Annotated in this window: 19 protein-coding genes and 1 pseudogene; 2 read left to right on the forward strand and 18 right to left on the reverse strand. The window is 64.8% G+C overall.

The window, feature by feature from the left end:
- Window positions 1-21 precede the first annotated feature (21 nt).
- Window positions 22-621 carry a DUF924 family protein gene (locus tag MB84_RS14915; protein ID WP_157122907.1) on the reverse strand — a complete coding sequence of 200 codons (600 nt, stop codon included), beginning with the start codon at window positions 619-621 and terminating at the stop codon, window positions 22-24.
- Window positions 622-688: 67 nt separating this feature from the next.
- Entirely contained in the window at window positions 689-1,420 is a 732-nt protein-coding gene (locus MB84_RS14920) for an alanyl-tRNA editing protein (protein WP_046292351.1), read from the reverse strand.
- Window positions 1,421-1,623: 203 nt separating this feature from the next.
- Between MB84_RS14920 and MB84_RS29930 the strand changes: the two genes are divergently transcribed.
- On the forward strand, window positions 1,624-2,205 hold the full coding sequence (locus tag MB84_RS29930; protein ID WP_157122740.1) for a tetratricopeptide repeat protein: 582 nt from the start codon (window positions 1,624-1,626) through the stop codon (window positions 2,203-2,205).
- Window positions 2,206-2,607: 402 nt separating this feature from the next.
- Window positions 2,608-3,090: a hypothetical protein gene (locus MB84_RS14935; protein ID WP_046292354.1), complete on the forward strand. Its 483-nt coding sequence runs from the start codon at window positions 2,608-2,610 to the stop codon at window positions 3,088-3,090.
- Window positions 3,091-3,116: 26 nt separating this feature from the next.
- On the opposite strand, the gene MB84_RS14940 is transcribed toward MB84_RS14935, so the two are convergent.
- The 16 genes and pseudogenes from MB84_RS14940 to trxA form a co-directional block, all read right to left on the reverse strand.
- Window positions 3,117-3,572, reverse strand: coding sequence for a group II truncated hemoglobin (locus MB84_RS14940; RefSeq protein WP_084009809.1), 456 nt, complete (start codon window positions 3,570-3,572; stop codon window positions 3,117-3,119).
- A 101-nt stretch (window positions 3,573-3,673) separates the two neighbouring features.
- Window positions 3,674-6,223: an ABC transporter permease gene (locus MB84_RS14945; protein ID WP_245725376.1), complete on the reverse strand. Its 2,550-nt coding sequence runs from the start codon at window positions 6,221-6,223 to the stop codon at window positions 3,674-3,676.
- Entirely contained in the window at window positions 6,210-6,806 is a 597-nt protein-coding gene (locus MB84_RS14950; protein WP_039402874.1) for a DUF4126 domain-containing protein, read from the reverse strand. The genes MB84_RS14945 and MB84_RS14950 overlap by 14 nt, the downstream gene beginning before the upstream one ends.
- A 329-nt stretch (window positions 6,807-7,135) precedes the next feature.
- Entirely contained in the window at window positions 7,136-7,453 is a 318-nt protein-coding gene (sugE, locus tag MB84_RS14955; protein WP_039397603.1) for a quaternary ammonium compound efflux SMR transporter SugE, read from the reverse strand.
- A gap of 173 nt (window positions 7,454-7,626) precedes the next feature.
- Window positions 7,627-8,337: a two-component system response regulator KdpE gene (gene kdpE, locus MB84_RS14960; RefSeq protein ID WP_046292356.1), complete on the reverse strand. Its 711-nt coding sequence runs from the start codon at window positions 8,335-8,337 to the stop codon at window positions 7,627-7,629.
- Window positions 8,330-11,158 carry a sensor histidine kinase gene (locus tag MB84_RS14965; protein ID WP_046293838.1) on the reverse strand — a complete coding sequence of 943 codons (2,829 nt, stop codon included), beginning with the start codon at window positions 11,156-11,158 and terminating at the stop codon, window positions 8,330-8,332. Before MB84_RS14965 ends, kdpE begins: the two co-directional genes overlap by 8 nt.
- Window positions 11,159-11,350: 192 nt before the next feature.
- The gene (kdpC, locus tag MB84_RS14970) at window positions 11,351-11,935 is read right to left on the reverse strand and encodes a potassium-transporting ATPase subunit KdpC (RefSeq protein WP_046292357.1); all 585 of its coding nucleotides are present in this window, start codon (window positions 11,933-11,935) and stop codon (window positions 11,351-11,353) included.
- A 79-nt stretch (window positions 11,936-12,014) separates the two neighbouring features.
- Window positions 12,015-14,105: a potassium-transporting ATPase subunit KdpB gene (gene kdpB, locus MB84_RS14975; RefSeq protein WP_046292358.1), complete on the reverse strand. Its 2,091-nt coding sequence runs from the start codon at window positions 14,103-14,105 to the stop codon at window positions 12,015-12,017.
- 64 nt (window positions 14,106-14,169) lie between these two features.
- Window positions 14,170-15,975: a potassium-transporting ATPase subunit KdpA gene (gene kdpA / locus MB84_RS14980; RefSeq protein ID WP_046292359.1), complete on the reverse strand. Its 1,806-nt coding sequence runs from the start codon at window positions 15,973-15,975 to the stop codon at window positions 14,170-14,172.
- Window positions 15,972-16,064, reverse strand: coding sequence for a K(+)-transporting ATPase subunit F (kdpF, locus tag MB84_RS14985; RefSeq protein WP_063389843.1), 93 nt, complete (start codon window positions 16,062-16,064; stop codon window positions 15,972-15,974). Before kdpF ends, kdpA begins: the two co-directional genes overlap by 4 nt.
- Window positions 16,065-16,422: 358 nt before the next feature.
- Window positions 16,423-17,394: an amino acid ABC transporter substrate-binding protein gene (locus MB84_RS14990; RefSeq protein WP_245725377.1), complete on the reverse strand. Its 972-nt coding sequence runs from the start codon at window positions 17,392-17,394 to the stop codon at window positions 16,423-16,425.
- A 95-nt stretch (window positions 17,395-17,489) separates the two neighbouring features.
- The gene (locus tag MB84_RS14995) at window positions 17,490-18,062 is read right to left on the reverse strand and encodes a transporter substrate-binding domain-containing protein (RefSeq protein ID WP_157122741.1); all 573 of its coding nucleotides are present in this window, start codon (window positions 18,060-18,062) and stop codon (window positions 17,490-17,492) included.
- Window positions 18,063-18,074: 12 nt separating this feature from the next.
- Entirely contained in the window at window positions 18,075-18,497 is a 423-nt protein-coding gene (locus MB84_RS15000; RefSeq protein WP_157122742.1) for a type 2 periplasmic-binding domain-containing protein, read from the reverse strand.
- A 256-nt stretch (window positions 18,498-18,753) separates the two neighbouring features.
- A pseudogene (locus tag MB84_RS15005) lies at window positions 18,754-19,339 on the reverse strand (P-loop nucleotide/nucleoside kinase family protein).
- Window positions 19,336-19,731 (reverse strand): cupin domain-containing protein, encoded by a 396-nt coding sequence (locus tag MB84_RS15010; RefSeq protein WP_052653405.1) that lies wholly within the window; start codon window positions 19,729-19,731, stop codon window positions 19,336-19,338. Before MB84_RS15010 ends, MB84_RS15005 begins: the two are co-directional and overlap by 4 nt.
- A gap of 52 nt (window positions 19,732-19,783) precedes the next feature.
- Complete coding sequence (gene trxA, locus MB84_RS15015) at window positions 19,784-20,635, reverse strand: thioredoxin (protein WP_046293841.1); 852 nt, start codon at window positions 20,633-20,635, stop codon at window positions 19,784-19,786.
- Window positions 20,636-20,651 lie beyond the last annotated feature (16 nt).

Genomic DNA, 20,651 nt, shown 5'->3' on the forward strand with positions numbered 1-20,651 from the left:
CTCCACCTCAGCAGATCGGAATCAGAACGACGAGCCCGGCTCCTTAAGGAAAGCGATTTCCTCCGGCGTCGAGTGGCGTCCCAACGCCGCATTACGGTGTGGATATCGACCGAATCGCTCGATGATGACGGCGTGCCTGCGCGCGTAATCGAGGTTGTCGACGAGGCCCGACGTTTGCGCCAGTTGCTCGTATAGCGCCAGCGACATGTGCTGGCTTTCGAGCGATTCGTCGTGTTCGAACGGCAGATAGACGAACACGCGATGCTGCGCGGTCGGCAGCCGCCGATCGTCGCCCGCCTCCACGAGACGGCGCGCCACCGCGAGCGCTTGCGCGTCGCCCGCGAACGCTTCGCCACGATGCCGGAACAAGTTGCGCGAGAACTGATCGAGCACCACGATCAGCGCACAAGCGCCGAGCGGCGTCTGCGCCCAATCGCTCAATTCCCCGGCAACCGCCTGCGCGTGAATCTCACCGAAGCGGGTGCGGATCTCCTCGTCAAAGGCCTCCGATTTACGGAACCACTCGGGACGTGCCATCCCATAGACCTCGGCGTCAGGCGCACCGAACCAGAAGTCGAGCACCGCCTGCCAGGGTTGCAACGGTTGGGTTTGCGAAAGCATGTCTGCTGCCGGGGTCGCCATCGAGAATCCTGAGGTGAGCGTTGGGAGATCGCCGATGATGCCAGACTCAGGCGAATGCCAACACCACCCGCCGGGTGCGCGACGTCTTCTTCTCGATCTTCGACACGCGCAATGCGCCGATCTCCGCCGTGTTGCCCACGTGTGTGCCGCCGCAAGGCTGCAAGTCGATGCCTTCGATGCGCACGAGTCGCACGCGTCCCAACCCGACCGGCGGCTTCACGCTCATGGTCCGCACAAGTTCCGGGCGTTCCGCCATCTCTTCGTCGCTGATGCTGTCGATCGCGACCGGGCGTGCCGCCGCCACGAGCGCCGCCAATCCGGCCTCCACCGTCTCGCGCTCAATCGGTTCGTTCGTGACGAAGTCGAGCCGTGCGTATTCCGTGGTGATGCTGCATCCATCGACCGGGTGAGGCAGCACCGCGCACATCAGGTGCGACGCGGTATGAAACCTCATGTGGCGGAAGCGTCGCTCCCAGTCGATTTCCGCCTGAACGACATCGCCGACCGACAGTCCGGCCAGTACGTGGCTCTGCCCTTCGGCGGGTACGTGCACGGCATCGTCGGGCGTCGCGCCTTCGTGCTTCGACTTGCGGGTGTCGGCGATGGTCAGGCGCGTACCGTCGGCAAGCACGAATGCGCCGGCGTCACCGGCTTGCCCGCCACCGAGCGGATAGAAGACGGTGCGATCGAGCATGATGCCCGTCTCGTCGATATGCGTGATGCGCGCCTCGCATTGGCGCAGATAGGCGTCTTGTCGGAACAGCGCTTCGGTTGTCATGCGGCCTCCTGTGGGAACGGGACATGTTCGCGCGACTCCTCACTGCTGGCAAGACACAATCCCGTGCGCCAACGCCGGTACGGTCATGCCCCAAGACAGCCATCCTGCGCCATACGGCAGTTCCCCGTGCTTGTCCCAACGCAGCCGATTTTGGTCCATGACCAGCGTGACCTCATAGGCTGCGCCCCAACCCGACGCCTCGCTTGCGACTTCTCGACATCGATTGTCGCGGGACAACAGCCCGCCGCTTTGGCCCGCCGCATATTACGGACGATCGCAATGACGTGATCGCATTTGAAAGGAACGACGCCATGACGAGACTCCCTCTTGCCCGTCCACGGGCCCCCTCTCCCGATGCGGCCGCTCATCATCGGGCTCACGCCCTGTCGGCCTCCGCCCCCGTCTCCCACATCAGCGGCGCGTTGGATGCGCAGGCGCTCGCGCATGCGTATGCCCTATACGCCTCGAACGATCTGGAAGGGGCCGCACGCGCGTTCGCCGCGATTTGCCGCGCGCTCCCCGATCACACCGCCGCGTACAAGGCATTCGGCTATGTGCTTTGCCAGCTCGGCGATTTCGAACAGGCGATTGCGCCACTGATGGTCGCGATCTCCCGTGAATACGGCAATCCGGAACCGATCTACTTCGCGGCGATCTGCATGCAACGCACGGGAGATACCAAAACCGCACGAGAGATGGCGTCCGACGCGCTGGACATGGCCCGCTGCACCCACGACAACACCGACCTGCGCGCGCGTTTGACGCGTCTGCTGGACGCCCTCTGATTCCCAATTCTTTCAACTACGCTCAAGCCCCCTTAAGTCAATGCCAAGTACACAAACGAGCACACACTTCACTCACGCCAACGCTGTGAACACCTACGCCGGTGGCATGCCCTTGCCTGACGATGACAACGCCGCCGTGCGAAACGACGCGGCAAAGGCACTTAAACGCCTTTCCGAAATTTCGAGTTCATTGAGTGAGATGGCGCCGTCGCCGCCCACGGTCGGTCGCTTTACCGCGTTGATGCACCACGTCGGTAACGCCGCACTGAGTATCAGTGCGCTGGGTGCCGCCAGTCTGAATACGGTGAAGGAAACGTACGAGAGCAGCACGCTATCCAGCGCGCACAAGATTACGTTGAGTACTGCCGCCCTCGCGTCCTTGTCGAGCGTGATGGTCTGGCGGTGGCCGTCGGCAAGTACTGCAATCCCGCGTCGACGACGTCGCAGATCATGAATACGGCATGGTTCGCATCTGCCGGAAAGCTCCTCGGTTCGGAGCATATCGAGACCTACGGCGGAAAATATCAGACGGCGCTGCTTGGCACGTCCATGATCCTGTTCTTCAATCAGGCAGGTCAGATCGCAGGCCAGCACGACGCGCAGCACGAACACGACGCCGCCGTCACGCCGAACTCGTTGGACCTGCCCGCGCCGTCCGCCTCACCGCAGAGCCGCGCACAGGAATTCGACGCGCTGCAAAGCTGCATCGGTCTTGTCGCCACGGCTTACCGCGCCTTCGGGGACGTTGCGACGACAGCGGTCATCGACTGGATGAGTGCGAGAGAAGCGAAACGCAACATGGATGTGGTCGAGCGCCACCTGAACTACGAAGACCCGTTCGGGACCGAGGGGAAGTTCAGGCTTGGGGATGCCGACACGGCTTAACACGTCCTGCCCCGTCCTAACCCGTCTTAACCCGCCTTATTCCGCATCCAGTCGGCCGTGCCGTAAAACGCCTGCATCAGGCGTTCCTGCAGCGTGCCTTCCACGTGGATGTCCTGCATGGCGAGCGCCATGCAGCGCAGCCACTGGTCGCGCTCGCTCGATGCGATCGGGAACGGCAGGTGGCGCGCGCGAAGCATCGGGTGGCCGAATCGCTCGATGTAATGGTTCGGCCCGCCCAGCCAACCGCACAGGAACCAGAAGAGCTTGTCGCGTGAGCCGTCGAGCGACGCCGGATGCATCGCGCGAATGCCCGCAAACTCGGGTTCAAGGTCCATCAGGTCGTAAAAACGGTCGACGAGTTCGCGCACGCGCGCCTCGCCGCCGAGCAGGGAAAAGGCCGTCGGCTGTGCCTGCGTGTCTTGCGCTTCGTCGTCTGCCGCAGCAGCCTGACGGATGTTTTCGGAGGAGTTTTCGGTCGTCATGGGCGATATTGTGCCCGAGGCCCAACGCGTCTGCCACGCACGGCGTCTCGAAAAACGGCGGGGTGTGCGCGTGGCCCATGACCGCCCCCAACAACCAGTCGTCACACGTCGCGTAACGTGCGCACGGCCGACTGACGCAACACCGCACGCAAACCGCTCCAGCCACCCATCAGCGCGCACAGGACACCCGCACCGATCCCGAGCACCGGCAGCCACGGATTGAACGTCAGCGCGAACTCGAAGACGTAGCGCGCCAATGCCCACCCCAACGCGCCCGCCCCCAGCGCGGCGAGCAGCCCGGCCAGCGCACCGACCGTCACCAGCTCCGCCAGATGGACGTCGCGCAACTGTCGCGACGACGCCCCCAGCGCCCGCAAAATGCCACTCTCGCGCATGCGTTCGTCACGCGTACCGGCAAGCGCGGCGTACAGCACCAGCACCCCGGCTGCGAGCGTGAAGAGGAAGAGCGCCTGCACGGCGTTGATCACCTGCGACAGAATCTGCTGAATCTGCGCAAGCAACGCGCCCGTATCGATCACGGTGACATTGGGGAACTGACGCACCAACGTGTCCGCGACGCTCTGCTGATTCGGCGCCAGATGGAACGACGTAATCCACGTCATCGGAAAATCGCGCAGCGCGGCGGGTGGCATCACCACAAAGAAGTTCACGCGCATCGATCCCCAGTCGAGCTTGCGCAAGCTTGTGATCGGCGCGTCGATGGTCTGCCCCGTCACTTCGAATCGCAGCACATCGCCAAGCTTCAGGCCGAGCGTCTTCGCGATGCCCTCTTCCATCGAGATCTGCGGCTTGTCGGTATCCCCATACCACTGGCCCGCCGTCACACGGTTCCCGTCGGGCAACGCCGACGTGTACGACAGATTGAATTCGCGCTCGGCAAGGCGACGCGCGCGCTCCTCGGAGTAGCTTTCACCCGTCACCGGCTTGTCGTTGATGGCCGTCAGTCGAGCGCGGATCATCGGCGAGAGCTGCACGTCCGGCAGACCGGCCGCGTGAAGTTGTGTGAGCACCGGCGCGTCCTGCCCCGGCTGAATGTCGATGACAAAACGGTTCGGTGCGTCCGGCGGGCTCGAATGCTGCCAACCCGCGACCAGATCGTTGCGCGTCACAGCCAACAGAAGCAGCGCCATCAATCCCAGCCCCAACGCCACCACCTGCAAGGCGCTGCCGAGACCACGGCGACGTAACCCCGCCACCGCATACCGCCAGCCGATGCCCCCCATCGCGCCACCAGTCGCCCCGGTACTCCGCGCCCAAGCCGCAAGACCGCGAATCGCCAGCCAGGCCAGCACGCCGAACACGATTGCGCCGACGACGAACCCACCGGCCACCATCGCACCCAGACGCAGGTCGCGCGCCGCGAACAGCAGCAGCGCGCCGAACGCCAGCGCGCTTGCACCGTACGCGAGCCATCCCTGACGGCGCGCTCCACCCACCACGTCGCGACGCAGCACATGTAGCGGGGCGACCTCCGAGAGCGGCAACAGCGGCGGCAGCGCAAAACCCAGCAGCATCACCAGCGCGCTTGCGAGACCGAACGCAGCGGGTCGCCACGTCGGCGCAGGCAACCCCGCCGGAATCACGTCGCCGAGTTGCGCCAGCAGCACCCAGTGCGCTGCGTAACCGAGCGCGACGCCCAGCACGCCGCCGATCAGACCGAGACCGACGAATTCGAGTGTCACCATGCCACGCAAGGCGCGGCGCGGCAGGCCCAGACAGCGCATGACGGCGCAGGCGTCGAGATGGCGCTCGCTGTACCGGCGCGACGCAATGCCCACGGCCACCGCCGCGAGCACAGCCGCGAGCAGCGCCACGAGCGAGAGGAAACGTTCGGCGCGATCGAGCGTTTGCCGCACCTGCGGCTGCCCGTCTTCCAGTGATTCGAGGTGAACGCCCCGCGCCTGCTCCGCCGCCGGGCGCGCCCAGGCAGTGAACTTGCCGACCTGCGTGTCGGTGCCCGCCACCAGCAGACGGTAGGTGATGCGGCTGCCGAACTGCACGAGGCCGGTCGATGGCAATTCGTCGAAGCGCATCATCACGCGCGGTGCCAGCGAGCCGAAGCCGTAGCCCCGATCCATCTCGCGAGTAATCACGGCGGCGATGCGCACCGTGCGGTTGCCCACGCGGATCGACTCGCCGGGTTTGACGTGCAGCGCGTCGAGCAGCGCGGCATCGACCCAGACCGTCCCCGGCGCGGGAATGCCGTCGGCGGGGGCGTCCGGTGTATTGGCCCCGGCGTCGGGGGCCACGCGCACGCGGCCCCGCAACGGATAACCGTCGCTCACCGCCTTGAGCGACGAGAGACGACTCGCGGCCGTCTGCCCGTTCTCTCCCGTCGCGCTGGCCATGCTGGGGAAATTGGCGATGACGGCCGTCGACAACCCATCGGCCTGCGCCTGGCGGGTGAATTCGGGTGCCAGCGGAGCGTCGCTGCGAATGACGAGATCGGCGGCGAGCATCTGGCGCGCGTCGCGCTCAAGCCCGCCCTGCATCCGATCGGAGAGAAAACCTACGCTGGAGAGTGCGCCGACCGCCAGCAACAAGGCCACGAGAAGCAGATGCAACTCGCCCGCGCGCCAATCGCGCAGGAACATCCGCCAGGCCTGGCGGGCAACTTCAGTGAACCCCATCGTTCCTCAATCCTTTGACCCGCGCCAGCAACGAGCGCCAACCGCGCCAGACGCGCGGCAACCACCACCAAGCCAACACGACGAACAGCAACAACATCAGGAGAAAAACGGCGGGAAGGAAAAACGCCAGCGCCAGTCCGCCCACCGTGGAGACATCTTCGCCGGCTGAGGCCGCGACATTCGAGAAAGGTTCCGGCGACGTATTGATCAGCGCGCGGCTGCCCGCCTTGGCCAGATGCGCCGTGCCTGCTAACGCCCCGCCCGCCAGTCCGGCCAGCACGGTCACGGCCGGATCGGTCTGACCCAGCGCCGCCGCGCCCAGCACGATCCCCGCCGGAATCCGGATGAAAGTGTGCACGGCGTCCCACGCGCTGTCGACAAAGGGGATCTTGTCCGCGAAGAACTCGATGGCGGCCAGCACGCCCGCCGTAGCGATCACCCACGTCGACGCCAGCACGGCGAGCGTAGGCGGCAAGTGCAGCCACCCGAAACGCGCCGCCAGCCCCGCGCAGAACACCGTCAGGTACAACCGCAGGCCGCTGCCCCAGGACAGCCCTGCGCCGAGCGCAATCGATTCAAGCATGGCGACCTCGCTGCCGCCGACATGGCGGCGTCGCACGATCACGCGTCGCGCACTGCCGACGCGGTAACAGCCCACAGGCCACCCGCCGGACATCGAACGCGTAATACCGTTCATCCCCCGGCATCTGCCCGACATCGGCCCTACATGGGACCTATGAGTAACTGGACCGTTACCGCGTCATTATGCCGCGCGTTGCGGCAACGCACCACCGTTGACTTGAAAGGCGCCTGTGGCGCGTCCGACCACAGCGTTGGAGGCGTCGACCGGTGAGGTAGGACAGCAGCCTGACGTTGCCATCCCGTCGCCATCACCTCGCCATCACGTCACCCTCACGCCGCCGTCAGCTTCAGCCCGACCAGCCCGGCGAGAATGAGCGTGACGCTCGCGATGCGGGCGGCGGACGCCGACTCGCCGAACAGCACGATCCCAAGGACGAACGCGCCGACGGCGCCGATGCCCGTCCAGATGGCGTAAGCGGTGCCGAGCGGCAACGTGCGCACGGCGAGGGCCAGCAGCCAGACGCTGCCGACCATCGACACAATGGTGAATACGGAGGGGACAAGACGCGAAAAGCCTTGGGTGTACTTGAGCCCGACGGCCCACGCCACTTCAAGAAAACCGGCACAAACCAGAAGAATCCAGGCCATGACTGACTTCGATGAAAGATCGGGGTCGTCCCCGGAGAAAGGAGAACCGCTTGCCGGGTCGTCCCGGCAATGGATTCCATCGAAGGTCAATCGAATTGCGGCTGAGCGCCTGACACCCCGGACGGAACAGGGGCGATTTTAGCAAAGCAGGTCGACCGGCGTCGGCCGACGGCTCAGCCGTTCGCGTCCACCTCAAGTCGGTAGCCCACGCCCGTCTCGGTCAGGATGTGCTGCGGCTGCGCGGGGTCGGCTTCCAGCTTCTGCCGCAGGTGCCCCATGTAGATACGCAAGTAGTGATTGCTCTCGACGTGCGACGGCCCCCACACCTCCTTGAGCAACTGACGATGCGTGAGCACCCGCCCCGCATGACGCACGAGCGTGACCAGCAGCCGATATTCGATGGGGGTCAGGTGCACCGGTTCACCTGCGCGCGTCACCTTGCGGCGGGCAAGATCGATGTTGATGTCGCCGAACGCGAACGCTTCGTCGAGCGTCTCGGAATTGCCGCCGCGATGATGCCGTCGCAGTTGCGCGCGAATGCGTGCGAGCAGTTCCGACACCCCGAACGGCTTCGTCAGATAATCGTCGGCCCCGACATCGAGTGCGACGACTTTCTCCGCTTCCTCGTTGCGCGCCGACAGCACGATAATCGGCATGTCGGTCCAGCTACGGACTTCGCGAATGACCTCCACGCCGTCGATATCCGGCAACCCCAGATCGACGATCAGCAAGTCGGGCTTGCGCGTGGCCGCCTCGACCATGCCCTGCCGTCCGGCTTCCGCCTCATGCACGACCATGCCTTCGGCTTCGAGCGACGTGCGCAGAAACCGCCGGATCTGGCGTTCGTCCTCAATCACCACGATGTTGATGGTCGGTTCACTCATGTTGTTTCGTCACGTTTGCGTCAGGCGCATCGGGTGCGTCGGAGACTTCAGCCGCGGGTTCCCCATCGCCTGACTCGGCGACATCGGCATCGATGCCTTCGGCGACGTCCGGCGGCACCGGCGGTGTTTCCATCGGCAGGGTAAAGATGAAACGTGCCCCGTGGCCGTCAGGGACATTGGTGGCGTGGATTTTACCGCCGTGCGCTTCGACAATGGCGCGGCAGATCGCCAGCCCCAGGCCGATGCCGGGCTTGGCAGACTCCTTCTCACCGCGCATGAACTTCTCGAAGATGCGGCCTTCCATGCCTGGCGACAAACCGGGACCGTCGTCGCTCACGCTCACCTCGACTTCCTCGCCGAGCACACGTGCCGCGATCTCGATGTGCGAGCCCGCAGGCGAATACTTCGCGGCGTTCTCGAGCAGGTTGGCAAAGAGGCGCTCCAGCAGCACCGCATCGAAGCGCAGTAACGGCAGATCGGCAGGCAAGCGTGTCGTCACTTCATGATCCGCGAGCACACGACGGCAAGCGCGCAGCGACGTGCCCACCACTTCCTCCAGCATCTGCCATTGACGATTGAGCTGAACGCCACCGCCTTCCAACTTCGCCATGTCGAGCAGATTCGTCACGAGCCCCGTCATGCGCTGTGCTTCTTCATGAATGGCGTCGACGAGATCGATACGCAGTGGCCCGGGTGTCTGCGCGTTGCGGCTGAGCATGCTCGCAAATCCGACGATGGAGGTGAGCGGCGTGCGCAAGTCATGCGAGATGGCGGAGAGCAGCGAATTGCGCAGGCGTTCCGACTCCATCGTCACCAGCGCGTCCTGTGCGATTTCGACGTAGTGCACGCGCTCCAGTGCCAATGCGATTTGCGCCGCAAACGTATCGAGCAGACGTTGCTGTTCCGGCGTGCCGATAGCCCCGCCGCCCGACTCGGGGGCGACGACCAGCACCCCGCGCGTGCGCATCGGCGCGCGCAGCGGCAGATAGTAAGCGTCCGATCCGGGCAGCGTATTCGTCCCCCGCCCCGCCGCCTGCTGACGGTCGTACACCCACTGGGCGACATCCGTATCGATATGCGCGGGCATGGTCTCTTCCCGCGCATTCTCTACCGGCTGACGCACGCTGCTCTGACTGTCCGGCAGCAACAATGCCACGCGCGCCTGAAACACTTCGCGCACGTGACGCGAGCCGATCTCGATGATCTGCGGCGTGGTGAGCGCCGCCGCCAGTTCGCGCGCCATCGCATACACCGCGCCGGTGCGCCGCTCCCGCCAGGTGGCAAGACGCGCCTGAAACCGCAAGCTCGTCGTCAGGTGGCTGATGACCAGCGCGACGGTCAGCATGACGGCAAACGTCAGCAAATACTGGGTGTCGGAGACCGACAGCGACATCTTCGGCGGCACGAAGAAGAAATCGAACGCGACCACCGAGAGGAACGACGCGAGTACCCCCGGCCCACGCCCCAGCCGCATCGCTGCGACGATTACGCCCAGCAGATACAGCATGGCGATGTTGGCGAGATCGAGGAACGACGTCAGTTCGGCCGCCGCCAGCGACACCGCGCCGCAGATGCCGACGGCCCACGCATACGCCCGCCACGGGCCACCGACGAGCCCCAGTTCCGGGGCCGTCTCGAACCAGTCGCGCCAATCGCCGCGCACCACCCGATTCTCGGCCGACCGGTCGCCGGCAGCCGGCCCGATCAGCACCACGTCGACCCCGCGTGCATGACGCAGCAATTGTTCATGCAATGGCGTGTGCGCCGTCCACCAGCGCGGCGCACCGCTCGCGCCGATCACCAGCTTCGAGACGTTGCGCATCTGCGCATAGGCCAGCAGCGTCGTCGCGGCGCCCGCCCCGTCCAGCGTGAGCGTTTCTGCGCCCAGTTCGTGCGCCAGTTTGAGCGTGGCATAGACGCTCTCGCGACGGGCCGTCGCCTGACGCAGCATCGCCGGTGTTTCCACATGCACCGCCAGCCAGTCGGCGCGCAGACTCGCCGCCAGCCGCGCGGCCGCGCGCACCAGCGCCACGCCTTCCGGCCCCGGCCCGATCGCCACGAGCAAACGCTCGCGCGCCTGCCAGACCTGACTGATCGACTGGTCCGCACGGTACTCGCGCATCTGCGCGTCCACGCGATCCGCCGTGCGACGCAACGCCAGTTCGCGCAGCGCGATGAGGTTACCTTTGCGGAAAAAATTGCGCACGGCGCGCTCCGCCTGTGCCGCCATGTACACCTTGCCCTCACGCATGCGTTCGAGCAATTCGTCGGGCGGCAAATCGACCAGCTTCACTTCGTCCGCCAGATCGAATACGCGGTCGGGAATCGTCTCCCAGACACGGATGCCGGTAATCTGGCCGACCACGTCGTTTAACCGTTCGAGATGCTGCACGTTGAGCGTGGTGTAGACGTCGATGCCCGCATCGAGCAGTTCGTGCACGTCCTGCCAGCGCTTGAGGTGCCGCTCGCCTGCGACATTCGCATGCGCGAGTTCGTCGATGAGTGCGACGGCCGGTTTGCGCACGAGCATGCCGTCGAGATCGAACTCACGCAGCACACGGCCGCGATATTCGAGCGTCTTCTGCGGCAGGACTTCCAGCCCTTCGAGCAGGCGCGCCGTTTCTTCCCGGCCATGCGTCTCCAGCACACCGACGACCACGTCGGTGCCTTCATCGCTCAACTTGCGCGCGGCCTGCAGCATCGCAAACGTTTTGCCCACACCGGCGGAAGCGCCGAAGAATATCTTCAGACGGCCACGCTGCTCGCGCGCTTCGTCGCGCTGCAGCTTGCCAAGCAATTCGTCGGGATCGGGGCGTTCCATGCCAGCCATCGGGTCAGTCCACTAAGAAAGCGCGAGCCACGCCGCCCGGCATCACCTTTGGGCGGCAGACCTTCATCGGTTGCCCGATGAAGCAAAAAAACGCGGCACGCGCAGGGCGTGCCGCCAATCTACCGCAGGCCGACAGGCAAAACCAGAGATTCCCGATCATGCGCTCGCCTGCGGCTGCGCCTTTCAGACAGCGCCGCGTGCCAACCCGTCCAATGCCAGGTTAAGCTTCAGAACATTCACCCGGGGTTCTCCGAAAATTCCCCACTGACGGCCTTGCGTGTTGCGCGCAATCAGGTCGCGCACGACGTCCGGCGTCAGCCCGCGGGCCTTGGCCACGCGCGCGACCTGATAGTCGGCCGCCGCCGGGCTGATTTCCGGGTCGAGCCCGCTGCCCGACGCCGTCACGAGATCGGCAGGCACCGGCAGTTGAGCGCTCGGGTCGGCGTCACGCAGCGCGGCGATGCGCGCCTTCACCGCATCCGTCAGCGCCGGGTTGAGCGCACCGAAGTTCGAGCCGCCCGACGCCGTCGCGTTGTTAGGATTCGGCGAGGTGGCCGACAGACGGCCCCAGAAGTACTTCGGTTCGTCGAAGTTCTGACCGATCAGCGACGACCCGACAGCTTTGCCGTCCTTGTAGATCAGGCTACCGGCCGCTTCGCGCGAGAACGCCGCGCGGCCGATGCCGGTCACGACCAGCGGATACACCAGCCCGGTGATGACCGAGAGCACCACAAACAGGCTCAACATCGGGCGCAAGAGGGTTTTCATGACGTCTGTTCCTTAGAGTTTCAGCAATGTGGCCCGGGCGCACGGTGACCGTTGCCGCCGCGCCCGGAAACCGTCGCGATCAGGCCCAGCCCATCGCGGCGATGATCATGTCGATGACCTTGATACCGACAAACGGCACCAGAATCCCGCCCAGACCGTAGACGAAGAGGTTGCGGCGCAGCAGCGTCGCAGCGCCGAGCGGGCGATACTTCACCCCCTTCAAGGCCAACGGAATCAGCACCACGATGATCAGCGCGTTGAAGATCACCGCCGACAGAATGGCCGACGACGGACTCGCCAGACGCATGACGTTCAGCGCATCGAGTTGCGGATACGTGGTGGCGAAGGCGGCCGGAATGATGGCGAAGTACTTCGCCACGTCGTTCGCAATCGAGAACGTGGTGAGGCTGCCGCGCGTCATCAGCATTTGCTTGCCGATCCCGACGATTTCGATCAACTTGGTCGGGTTCGAATCGAGATCGACCATGTTGCCCGCTTCCTTCGCGGCTTGCGTGCCCGAGTTCATCGCGACGGCAACGTCGGCCTGCGCAAGCGCCGGGGCGTCGTTGGTGCCGTCGCCCGTCATCGCCACGAGCTTGCCTTCGGCCTGATACTTGCGAATCGTCGCGAGCTTTTCCTCGGGCGTGGCTTCTGCGAGGAAGTCGTCCACCCCCGCTTCTGCCGCAATCGCCGCGGCCGTCAGACGGTTGTCGCCCGTCACCATCAACGTGGTGATCCCCATTTGACGCAGCTCGGCGAATCGTTCCTTGATGCCGCCCTTGACCACGTCCTTCAACTCGATCACGCCCAGCGCACGCGCACCGTTCGCGTCGTACTCGGCCACCACCAGCGGTGTGCTGCCACGGCGTGCAATCTCGTCGACTGCCGTTGCGAGCGCCACCGGCCACACACCCCCGGCCGACTCCACATAACGCTTGACGGCGTCGGCTGCGCCCTTGCGAATCTGCTTGTCGGCCAAATCCACGCCGCTCATGCGCGTTTGTGCCGTGAACGGAATGAACAGCGCATTCAGGCCGCTCATCTCACGCTCGCGCAGGTTGAAGCGTTGCTTCGCGAGTACCGCGATACTGCGCCCTTCCGGCGTTTCGTCGGCCAGCGATGCAAGTTGCGCAGCGTCGGCCAACGTGCGCTCGTCGACGCCCGGCGCAGGCACGAACTGCGACGCCTGACGATTGCCCAGCGTGATCGTGCCGGTCTTGTCGAGCAGCAGCACGTCCACGTCGCCCGCGGCTTCCACCGCACGGCCCGACGTTGCGATCACGTTCGCCTGCATCATGCGACTCATGCCCGCCACACCGATGGCCGAGAGCAGGCCGCCGATGGTCGTGGGAATCAGACATACCAGCAGCGCAACGAGCACCGTGATCGTGACCGGATTTCCGGCATGCGTGACGAACACGCTATAGATCGAATACGGCAGCAGCGTGGCCGTGGCGAGCAGCAGCACCAGCGTGAGCGCGACGAGCAGAATCGTGAGGGCGATTTCGTTCGGCGTCTTCTGACGCTTTGCGCCTTCCACCATCGCGATCATGCGGTCGAGAAACGCTTCGCCCGGATTGACGGTCACCTTCATGATGATCCAGTCCGAGAGCACACGCGTGCCACCGGTCACAGCCGAGAAGTCGCCGCCCGACTCGCGGATCACCGGTGCCGACTCGCCCGTGATGGCCGATTCGTCGACGGACGCCACGCCTTCCACGACTTCGCCGTCGGCCGGAATGACGTCGCCCGATTCGACCAGCACGAAGTCACCACGACGCAGGCTGGCGCTGTCGATCACCAGACACTCCGCGTCACGACGTGCCGAGCGCAGTTGCTTGGCGGGCACGTTCTTCTTGGCCTGACGCAGCGAAGCGGCCTGCGCCTTGCTGCGCCCTTCGGCCAGCGCTTCGGCAAAGTTCGCGAAGAGCACCGTGAACCACAGCCACAACGTGATCGCGAGGATGAAAGGGGCGCTCGCTTCGGCGTGGCCTGCCACGGCCATGCCGAACAGCACGGTCGTGAGCAGACTGCCGACGTACACCACGAACATCACCGGGTTTTTGGCCTGCGTGATCGGGTGCAGCTTGCGGAACGAGTCCACGATGGCCGGTTTGACGATGGCGGGGTCGAACATCGACTTGGTCGCCGATGTATGCCCTTCGCCCATCTGCCGGGTGACGGTATTACTTGAGGGTTGATTCATGAGAGCCTCGAATGCCTCATTTCATTGTTCAATGCGCACCGATCATCGCCAGATGTTCGGCGACCGGACCGAGTGCAAGCGCCGGTACGTAGGTGAGCGCGCCCACCAGCAGCACCGTGCCGAGCAGCAGCACGACAAACAGCGGACCATGCGTGGGCAACGTGCCCGACGTCGCGGCGATACGCTTCTTGCGCGCCAGCGCACCGGCAATCGCCAGCACCGGCACGATCACCCAGAAGCGGCCGAACCACATCGCGATACCCAGCGTGGTGTTGTAGAACGGCGTGTTCGCCGACAGCCCCGCAAATGCGCTGCCGTTGTTGTTTGCCGCCGAGCTGTAGGCGTAGAGAATTTCCGAGAAGCCGTGTGTCGCCGGGTTCAGCACGCCCGCCTGACCGGCCGCAACGAGTACCGCAAGCGCAGTCCCGAGCAGCACCAGCAGCGGCGTCATGAGTACGGCCACAGCGACCATCTTCATCTCGTACGCTTCGATCTTCTTGCCCAGATATTCCGGCGTACGGCCGATCATCAGCCCTGCCACAAACACCGCAAGCATGGCGAAGACGAGCATGCCGTACAGGCCCGAGCCGACGCCGCCGAAGATCACTTCACCCAACTGCATCAGCAACATCGGCACCATGCCCCCCAGCGGCGTGAGCGAGTCGTGCATGGCATTGACGGCGCCGCACGACGCAGCCGTCGTGACCGTCGCAAAAATGCCCGACGCGACGATGCCGAAGCGCGTTTCCTTGCCTTCCATGTTGCCGCCCGACTGCACCGCGCTGACCTGCTGGTCGACGCCGAGCGTGGTGAGTACCGGATTGCCCGCCTGTTCAGCGGACACGGTCGCCACCGTCGCGATCGCGAACGCAATCGTCATGGCCGCCAGAATTGCGACGCCCTGACGGCGGTCCCCGACCATGCGTCCGAACGTGTGGCACAGCGCCGCCGGGATCAGGAAGATCGCCAGGATTTGCAGGAAGTTCGACAACGGCGTCGGGTTCTCGTACGGATGTGCCGAGTTCGCGTTGAAGAAGCCGCCACCGTTCGTGCCGAGCATCTTGATCGCTTCCTGCGAGGCGACCGGGCCCATGGCGAGCGTTTGCGTCTGCGTCTGCGCGGGCGTGGTGACCGGCTTGCCGGCGGCGTCCATCTTCGGCTGACCGTCCGGGCCGAGGACCGGATTGTCGTAGTGCGTGACTTGCAGCGTGGTCACGTCCTTGTAGGCGTCGAAGTTCTGAATCACGCCCTGACTCATGAATGCAGCGGCGAATATCACCGACAGCGGCACAAGCACGTAGAGCGTGATGCGGGTCATGTCGACCCAGAAGTTGCCGATCGTCTGCGCCGTGTGGCGCGCGAAGCCGCGAATGAGCGCGACCACGACGGCGATACCGGTCGCGGCCGACAGGAAGTTCTGCACGGCAAGACCGAGCATCTGCGTCAGATAGCTCATCGTCGATTCGCCCGCGTAGCCTTGCCAGTTCGTGTTCGCCACGAAGCTGACCGCCGTGTTCATCGACGAGTCCGGCGTGACGTTACCGAACGCTTGCGGGTTCAGCGGCAACCAGACTTGCCAGCGTTGCAGCGCGTAGACGGCGAAGGCGCCCACGGCATTGAAGCCGATCAGCGCGAACGCGTAGGTGCGCCAGTGCATTTCCTGTTCGGGACGAATCCCGCACAGACGATAAAGACCATTTTCGAGCGGCGCGAACCAGCGGTTCACGCGGGATTCACCGGCGAGCACGTCGGCCATGAAACGACCGAGCGGGCGCGCCAGCACCAGTAGCACGACGAGGAAAACGCCGAGCTGGATCCAGGCATTGAGTGTCATGCTAGGTCCTCCGGCTTGAACAGCGCGTAGACGAGATAAGCGAGCAGCGCGAGCGTGAGTCCGCCGCTCAGCCAGTACATGGCTGTCATTGCTGCCCCCCTACCGACGCGCAAAACGCGACAAAGCCGACGGTCGTGGCAACGAACACCACGATCACGCCGAGATATAACCAGTCCATGACAACTCCCTATCGTGTGGCGGATGGCACACCACGGGCGCGACGCACCCTCGCATGCGCATGCCAACCGTGCCCTGAACGATACGTAGGGGCGCGTAAAGACGGGGACAAAAGGGGTAAAGGGGGTGTAAACAACGCGTAAACGCGGGCCCGAAATGTGTAAACGACAAAGCCCGCCGATATCGCTATCGGTGGGCTTCAGGGCCTTGCAGGCTAAGGCACGGCGGCGTTTCTCGCCGCGCCCCCGTCAGACGTTCGTCAGACGCACATCACTCGGTCACGTGCGAGCCTTTGCGCCAGATCTCCACCACTTCCTTGCTCGGTTCGAGGTTCAGGTTGACGTTGCGCGGCGGAATCGGTTGCTGGAACCATTTGCGCTGAATGCGGCGAATGTCGCCCGAGCTGTACACATGCGCCAGCGTCGTATCCACGAAGCGCTTGAACTGCAGATCGTCACGCGGCAGCATCAGGGCATTGAGTTCCGTCTCCAGCGGTGCGCCGACGATAACGAACGACTCCGGATCGCGGGCATTCGCGCGGAAACCGGCGAGCAGCACGTCGTCCAGTGCAAACGCCTTGGCGCGCCCGGTTTCGAGCGTCACCATCGATTCGCCATGGTCGCGCGCCGGAATGACGCGGTAGCCGATCTTCTCCGCCTGCATGCGCGCGAGACGCTCACCGGTCGATCCCGCGGACGCCACCAGGTTCTGCCCCTTGAGGTCTTCCAGACCCTGGATGTTGTCCTTCTTGTTGACCAGAAGACGGACTTCCGAGACATAGTACGGATTGCTGAAACCGACCTGCTCGGCGCGCTCCGGCGTAATGGTGTTCGGGGCGCAATCGAGATCGACGGTGCCGTTCTTCACCAGCGGAATACGGTTCTGCGGCGTGATGGACATCTCACGCACGCGCAGATTCGGCAGATTGAGGGCGGTCTTCACGGCGTCTACCACCGCATAGCAGAGGTCCATCGTGTAGCCGACGGGCTTGCCCTTGTCGTTCACGTACGAGAACGGGATGGCCGCCTCGCGATACCCCAGCGTGATGATGCCGGTATCGCGAATCTTCTTGAGGGTGCCCGTGAGATCACCGTTGACTTTCGGCAGCGCGACAACCGCGTCGGCCTTGGCGGGCGCGGCCATCGCCGTCGAAACACCCGCTTGAGCGGCGAACCACACGGACAGGCCGAGCGCGACGCGCCCGGCAGCGATTTTCCACTCGACTTTCTTGAAACCTTTCACAGCAAATTCCTATCGGATCAACAGCACGATAGGAAGTTACAGATTTGCACCGCGCAGTGCAAAGAAACCTTTGTCATTAGCTTTTGCGCGGACAATCAGCTCCCGGATGTCGGCGATGTCGGGGATGAGGCAGACGCATCCTGCGCGTTGTCGGGACGCCCGCCGGTCTCCCAAAGGGTCAAAGTTTCCGGCGACGGCTCGACCGTCAGGCGATGCCCGTACGGCGGCACGGCTGCCTGAAACCATTGCCGCTGGAGCTGTGCCATTTCGCCGCTGCGAAAGATCGCCGCAAGGGCCGCGTCCACGCGCGCCTTGAAAGCGGGATCGTCCTTGGGCAAGACAAGCGCGTAAGACTCGGACTGTCTGGCGAGCGGCGCACCGACGATCCGGTAGGCGTCCGGTCTTTTGCTGGTGGCGCGCAAACCTTCGAGGAGCACATCATCCAGCGCCAGGGCCTGCGCGCGCCGCTCCCTCAGCATGCGAAACGCCTCGTCGTAGTCGCGCGCCATCAGCAGTTGAAACCCTGCGCGGGCATGCTGTGCCCTCACAAGGCGCTCGGCGGTCGTCCCCTGCACCACCGCCAGGCGCAGGCCCCGCAAATCGTCGACCGACGCGACGCCCGTGCCGGCCCTGACCATCAACCGCACCTTCGCCGCGTAATACGGCAAGCTGAAGGCCACCTACTGCCCGCGCGATGCCGTGACCGTCGAGGGCGCGCAGTCGATATCGATGGCGTCGCCTTTCACCAGCGGCCCGCGCATTTGTTCGATCACCCGCACCGGCGTGATGCGCAGTTCCGGCATCGCCATCTCCTGCCGCAGCGACGTCACAATCCGTTCGCATAGTGCCCACGCCAGCCCCATCGGCTGATCGTTGGCGTCGACATAGGAGAACGGCACGGCGGACTGCCGATAGCCGAGCAGAATGCGGCCGCGCTCGCGAATGCGCGCCGTCGTCGGGGTGTCGGCGACGCTCGGCGTCTGAGCGGACGCGGTGTCGGAAGGAAATGCTGGAGCCTGCGCGGGCGCAGCCACCGTGCTCAGGCGCGGCATGCCCGCCATGGGCGGCTCGGCGGCGAGCGTCGCATCGGGTGACGCAAGCATGGCGGCCGTGAAGATGCCGATGAGGTGGCCGGACCGACGGCGAATACACGAAGCGATGAGGGACAGAAGGGGTCGAAGGAACAGAAAAGACATGGTCGACGCGACGCCAAGAGGGAAAATGCCCACACCTTAGCAACGGCCACCGGTGAAAAGACCGGCGACACCCGCCCTTTCGGATTATTCCCTTCGCGTCAATTGTCCCTTCTGCGGTTTTCGCACGCGCAAATCGACGCGTGCGCCTGATCCGCCCTGCCCCTCAGCGCGTATGCGCCAGTAACGTTTGCAACAGCTGCTCGTCGTCGTCCGGCGTCGGTGCGGTGTTATCGAAGCGCACGAGACCCGGGAATGCCGCCGCAGGAGGCAAAAAGCGACGCACGCGATACTCGTCCCAATGTTCCAGCTTGTAGGCGTCGTTCGGATTGCCCCGGCTCTCGATGCGCTCGCGCGCGTGCGCTTCGTCAAGGTCCACCCAGACCACGTGAACGCCCACGTCGTCGTCGATATCCAGCCACGCCCGGTCGAACAGCAGGCCTTCGCGCAATTCACGCGAGAGCGGACCGACGACCAGCACGTTCACGCCCAGACGCAGGTTCTCGCGGGCCGTCTCCAGCAGCCCCGCGTACTCCGGTTCGCGCAACGTCTGCAAATAGAGCGGGCTGTCGCGGTCGTTGGGGTTGCCTGTGAGCGCGCCCATCACCGACGCGCTGTACGCCCCATACAGCGTGTCCTTGTCGAGCAGACAAAAGGCCTCGCCGCTGCGCGATCAGTGGACGAATCAGACGCTTGGCCAGCGTCGTCTTCCCTGCCCCGGCGTGGCCGCAGAAAAAGATCAGACGTGTCATGCGGCCGCCTTGCGCTCGAACATCACGAAGTGTTTGCGCACCGGTTCGATGACTTCGAACACGCCCTCGAACCCGGCCGGAATCACGCAGGCGTCGCCCGGCCCGAACTCCGACGCGTTGCCGTCGAGATCGCTGATGCGGATGCGTCCCTCGATCACGGAGAAGTATTCCTGGCGATGCGCACCGAAGGCGATGCGCCACGCGCCGGGTTCGCAGGTCCATTCGCCACAATCGAACTCACCCAGTGCGTCGGTGTAGAACGGACGCGTCATGCGTTGCGGATTGCCGCTCACGCGACGCGCCTCGGCGGGGTGATCGAAGACGGCTTCGCCCGCCTGATCGGGGGCGAAGGTAATGAGCGCGGGAGATGGGGGGGAGGTGGGAGATGTCATATGCGTCGAAAAGTTGAGAGAGCTATGGGACATCGGGACGTCGGGACGGCGCTTAGTTCAGCGCCGCGCTCAGCTTGCGACGCCACGCCGCCACCGTCGCCGGATCGGTCTCGGCGAGTGCGTCGAAGATCGCGAGCATCGACTTGCGTCCGGCGTCGTCGCCGAACGAGCGGTCGCGCTGCACGATATCGAGCAGCGTCTGCAAGGCCGGTTCGTACGCCCGGTCCGCGAGATAACGATTGGCCAGATCCAGACGCGCCTGAAGATTGGCCGGTTCGGCGTCCACGCGCGCGATCAGTTCCGAGGCCGGGGGCAGATGGCTGGCCTGCTCCGCAGCCGCAATACGCGTGTTGAGGGCCGCAATACGGGCGTCGCCGCTCGCGGCGGTGCGCGGCGAGAGCAGCGTCAGCTCAGTACGTGCGGCCTCGATGTCACCCATGCCGAGCAAGACGTCAACCAGATCGAGACGGACTTCGTCATGCGCCGGATCGAGCGCCAGTGCGGCTTGCAGCGCGTCGCGCGCCACCGCTGGCTGGCCTTCTGCGAGCGCCTTGCGCGCCACGTTGCGCGCCATGTCTGCCGGATTCGGCACGATGCGGTCGATGAACGCGCGCAACTGCCCTTCCGGCAGCGCGCCCACGAACTGATCGACCGGCTCGCCATCGACGAACGCGACGACCGTGGGCAGGCTGCGCACGCCGTACTCCGCGCACAATTGCGCGTTTTCATCGGCATTGATCTTAACGAGGCGGATGCGTCCCTGCGCTTCGGCCTCCAGCTTTTCGAGCATCGGCCCGAGCGTGTTGCAGGGGCCGCACCACGGGGCCCAGAAGTCGGCCAGCACGGGGACCTGATGCGAGACGGCCAGTACGTCGGTGTCGAAACTGGCGAGATTGGTATCGATCATGGGTTCTATCGAG

Source organism: Pandoraea oxalativorans, assembly GCF_000972785.3.
GTDB lineage: Bacteria > Pseudomonadota > Gammaproteobacteria > Burkholderiales > Burkholderiaceae > Pandoraea > Pandoraea oxalativorans.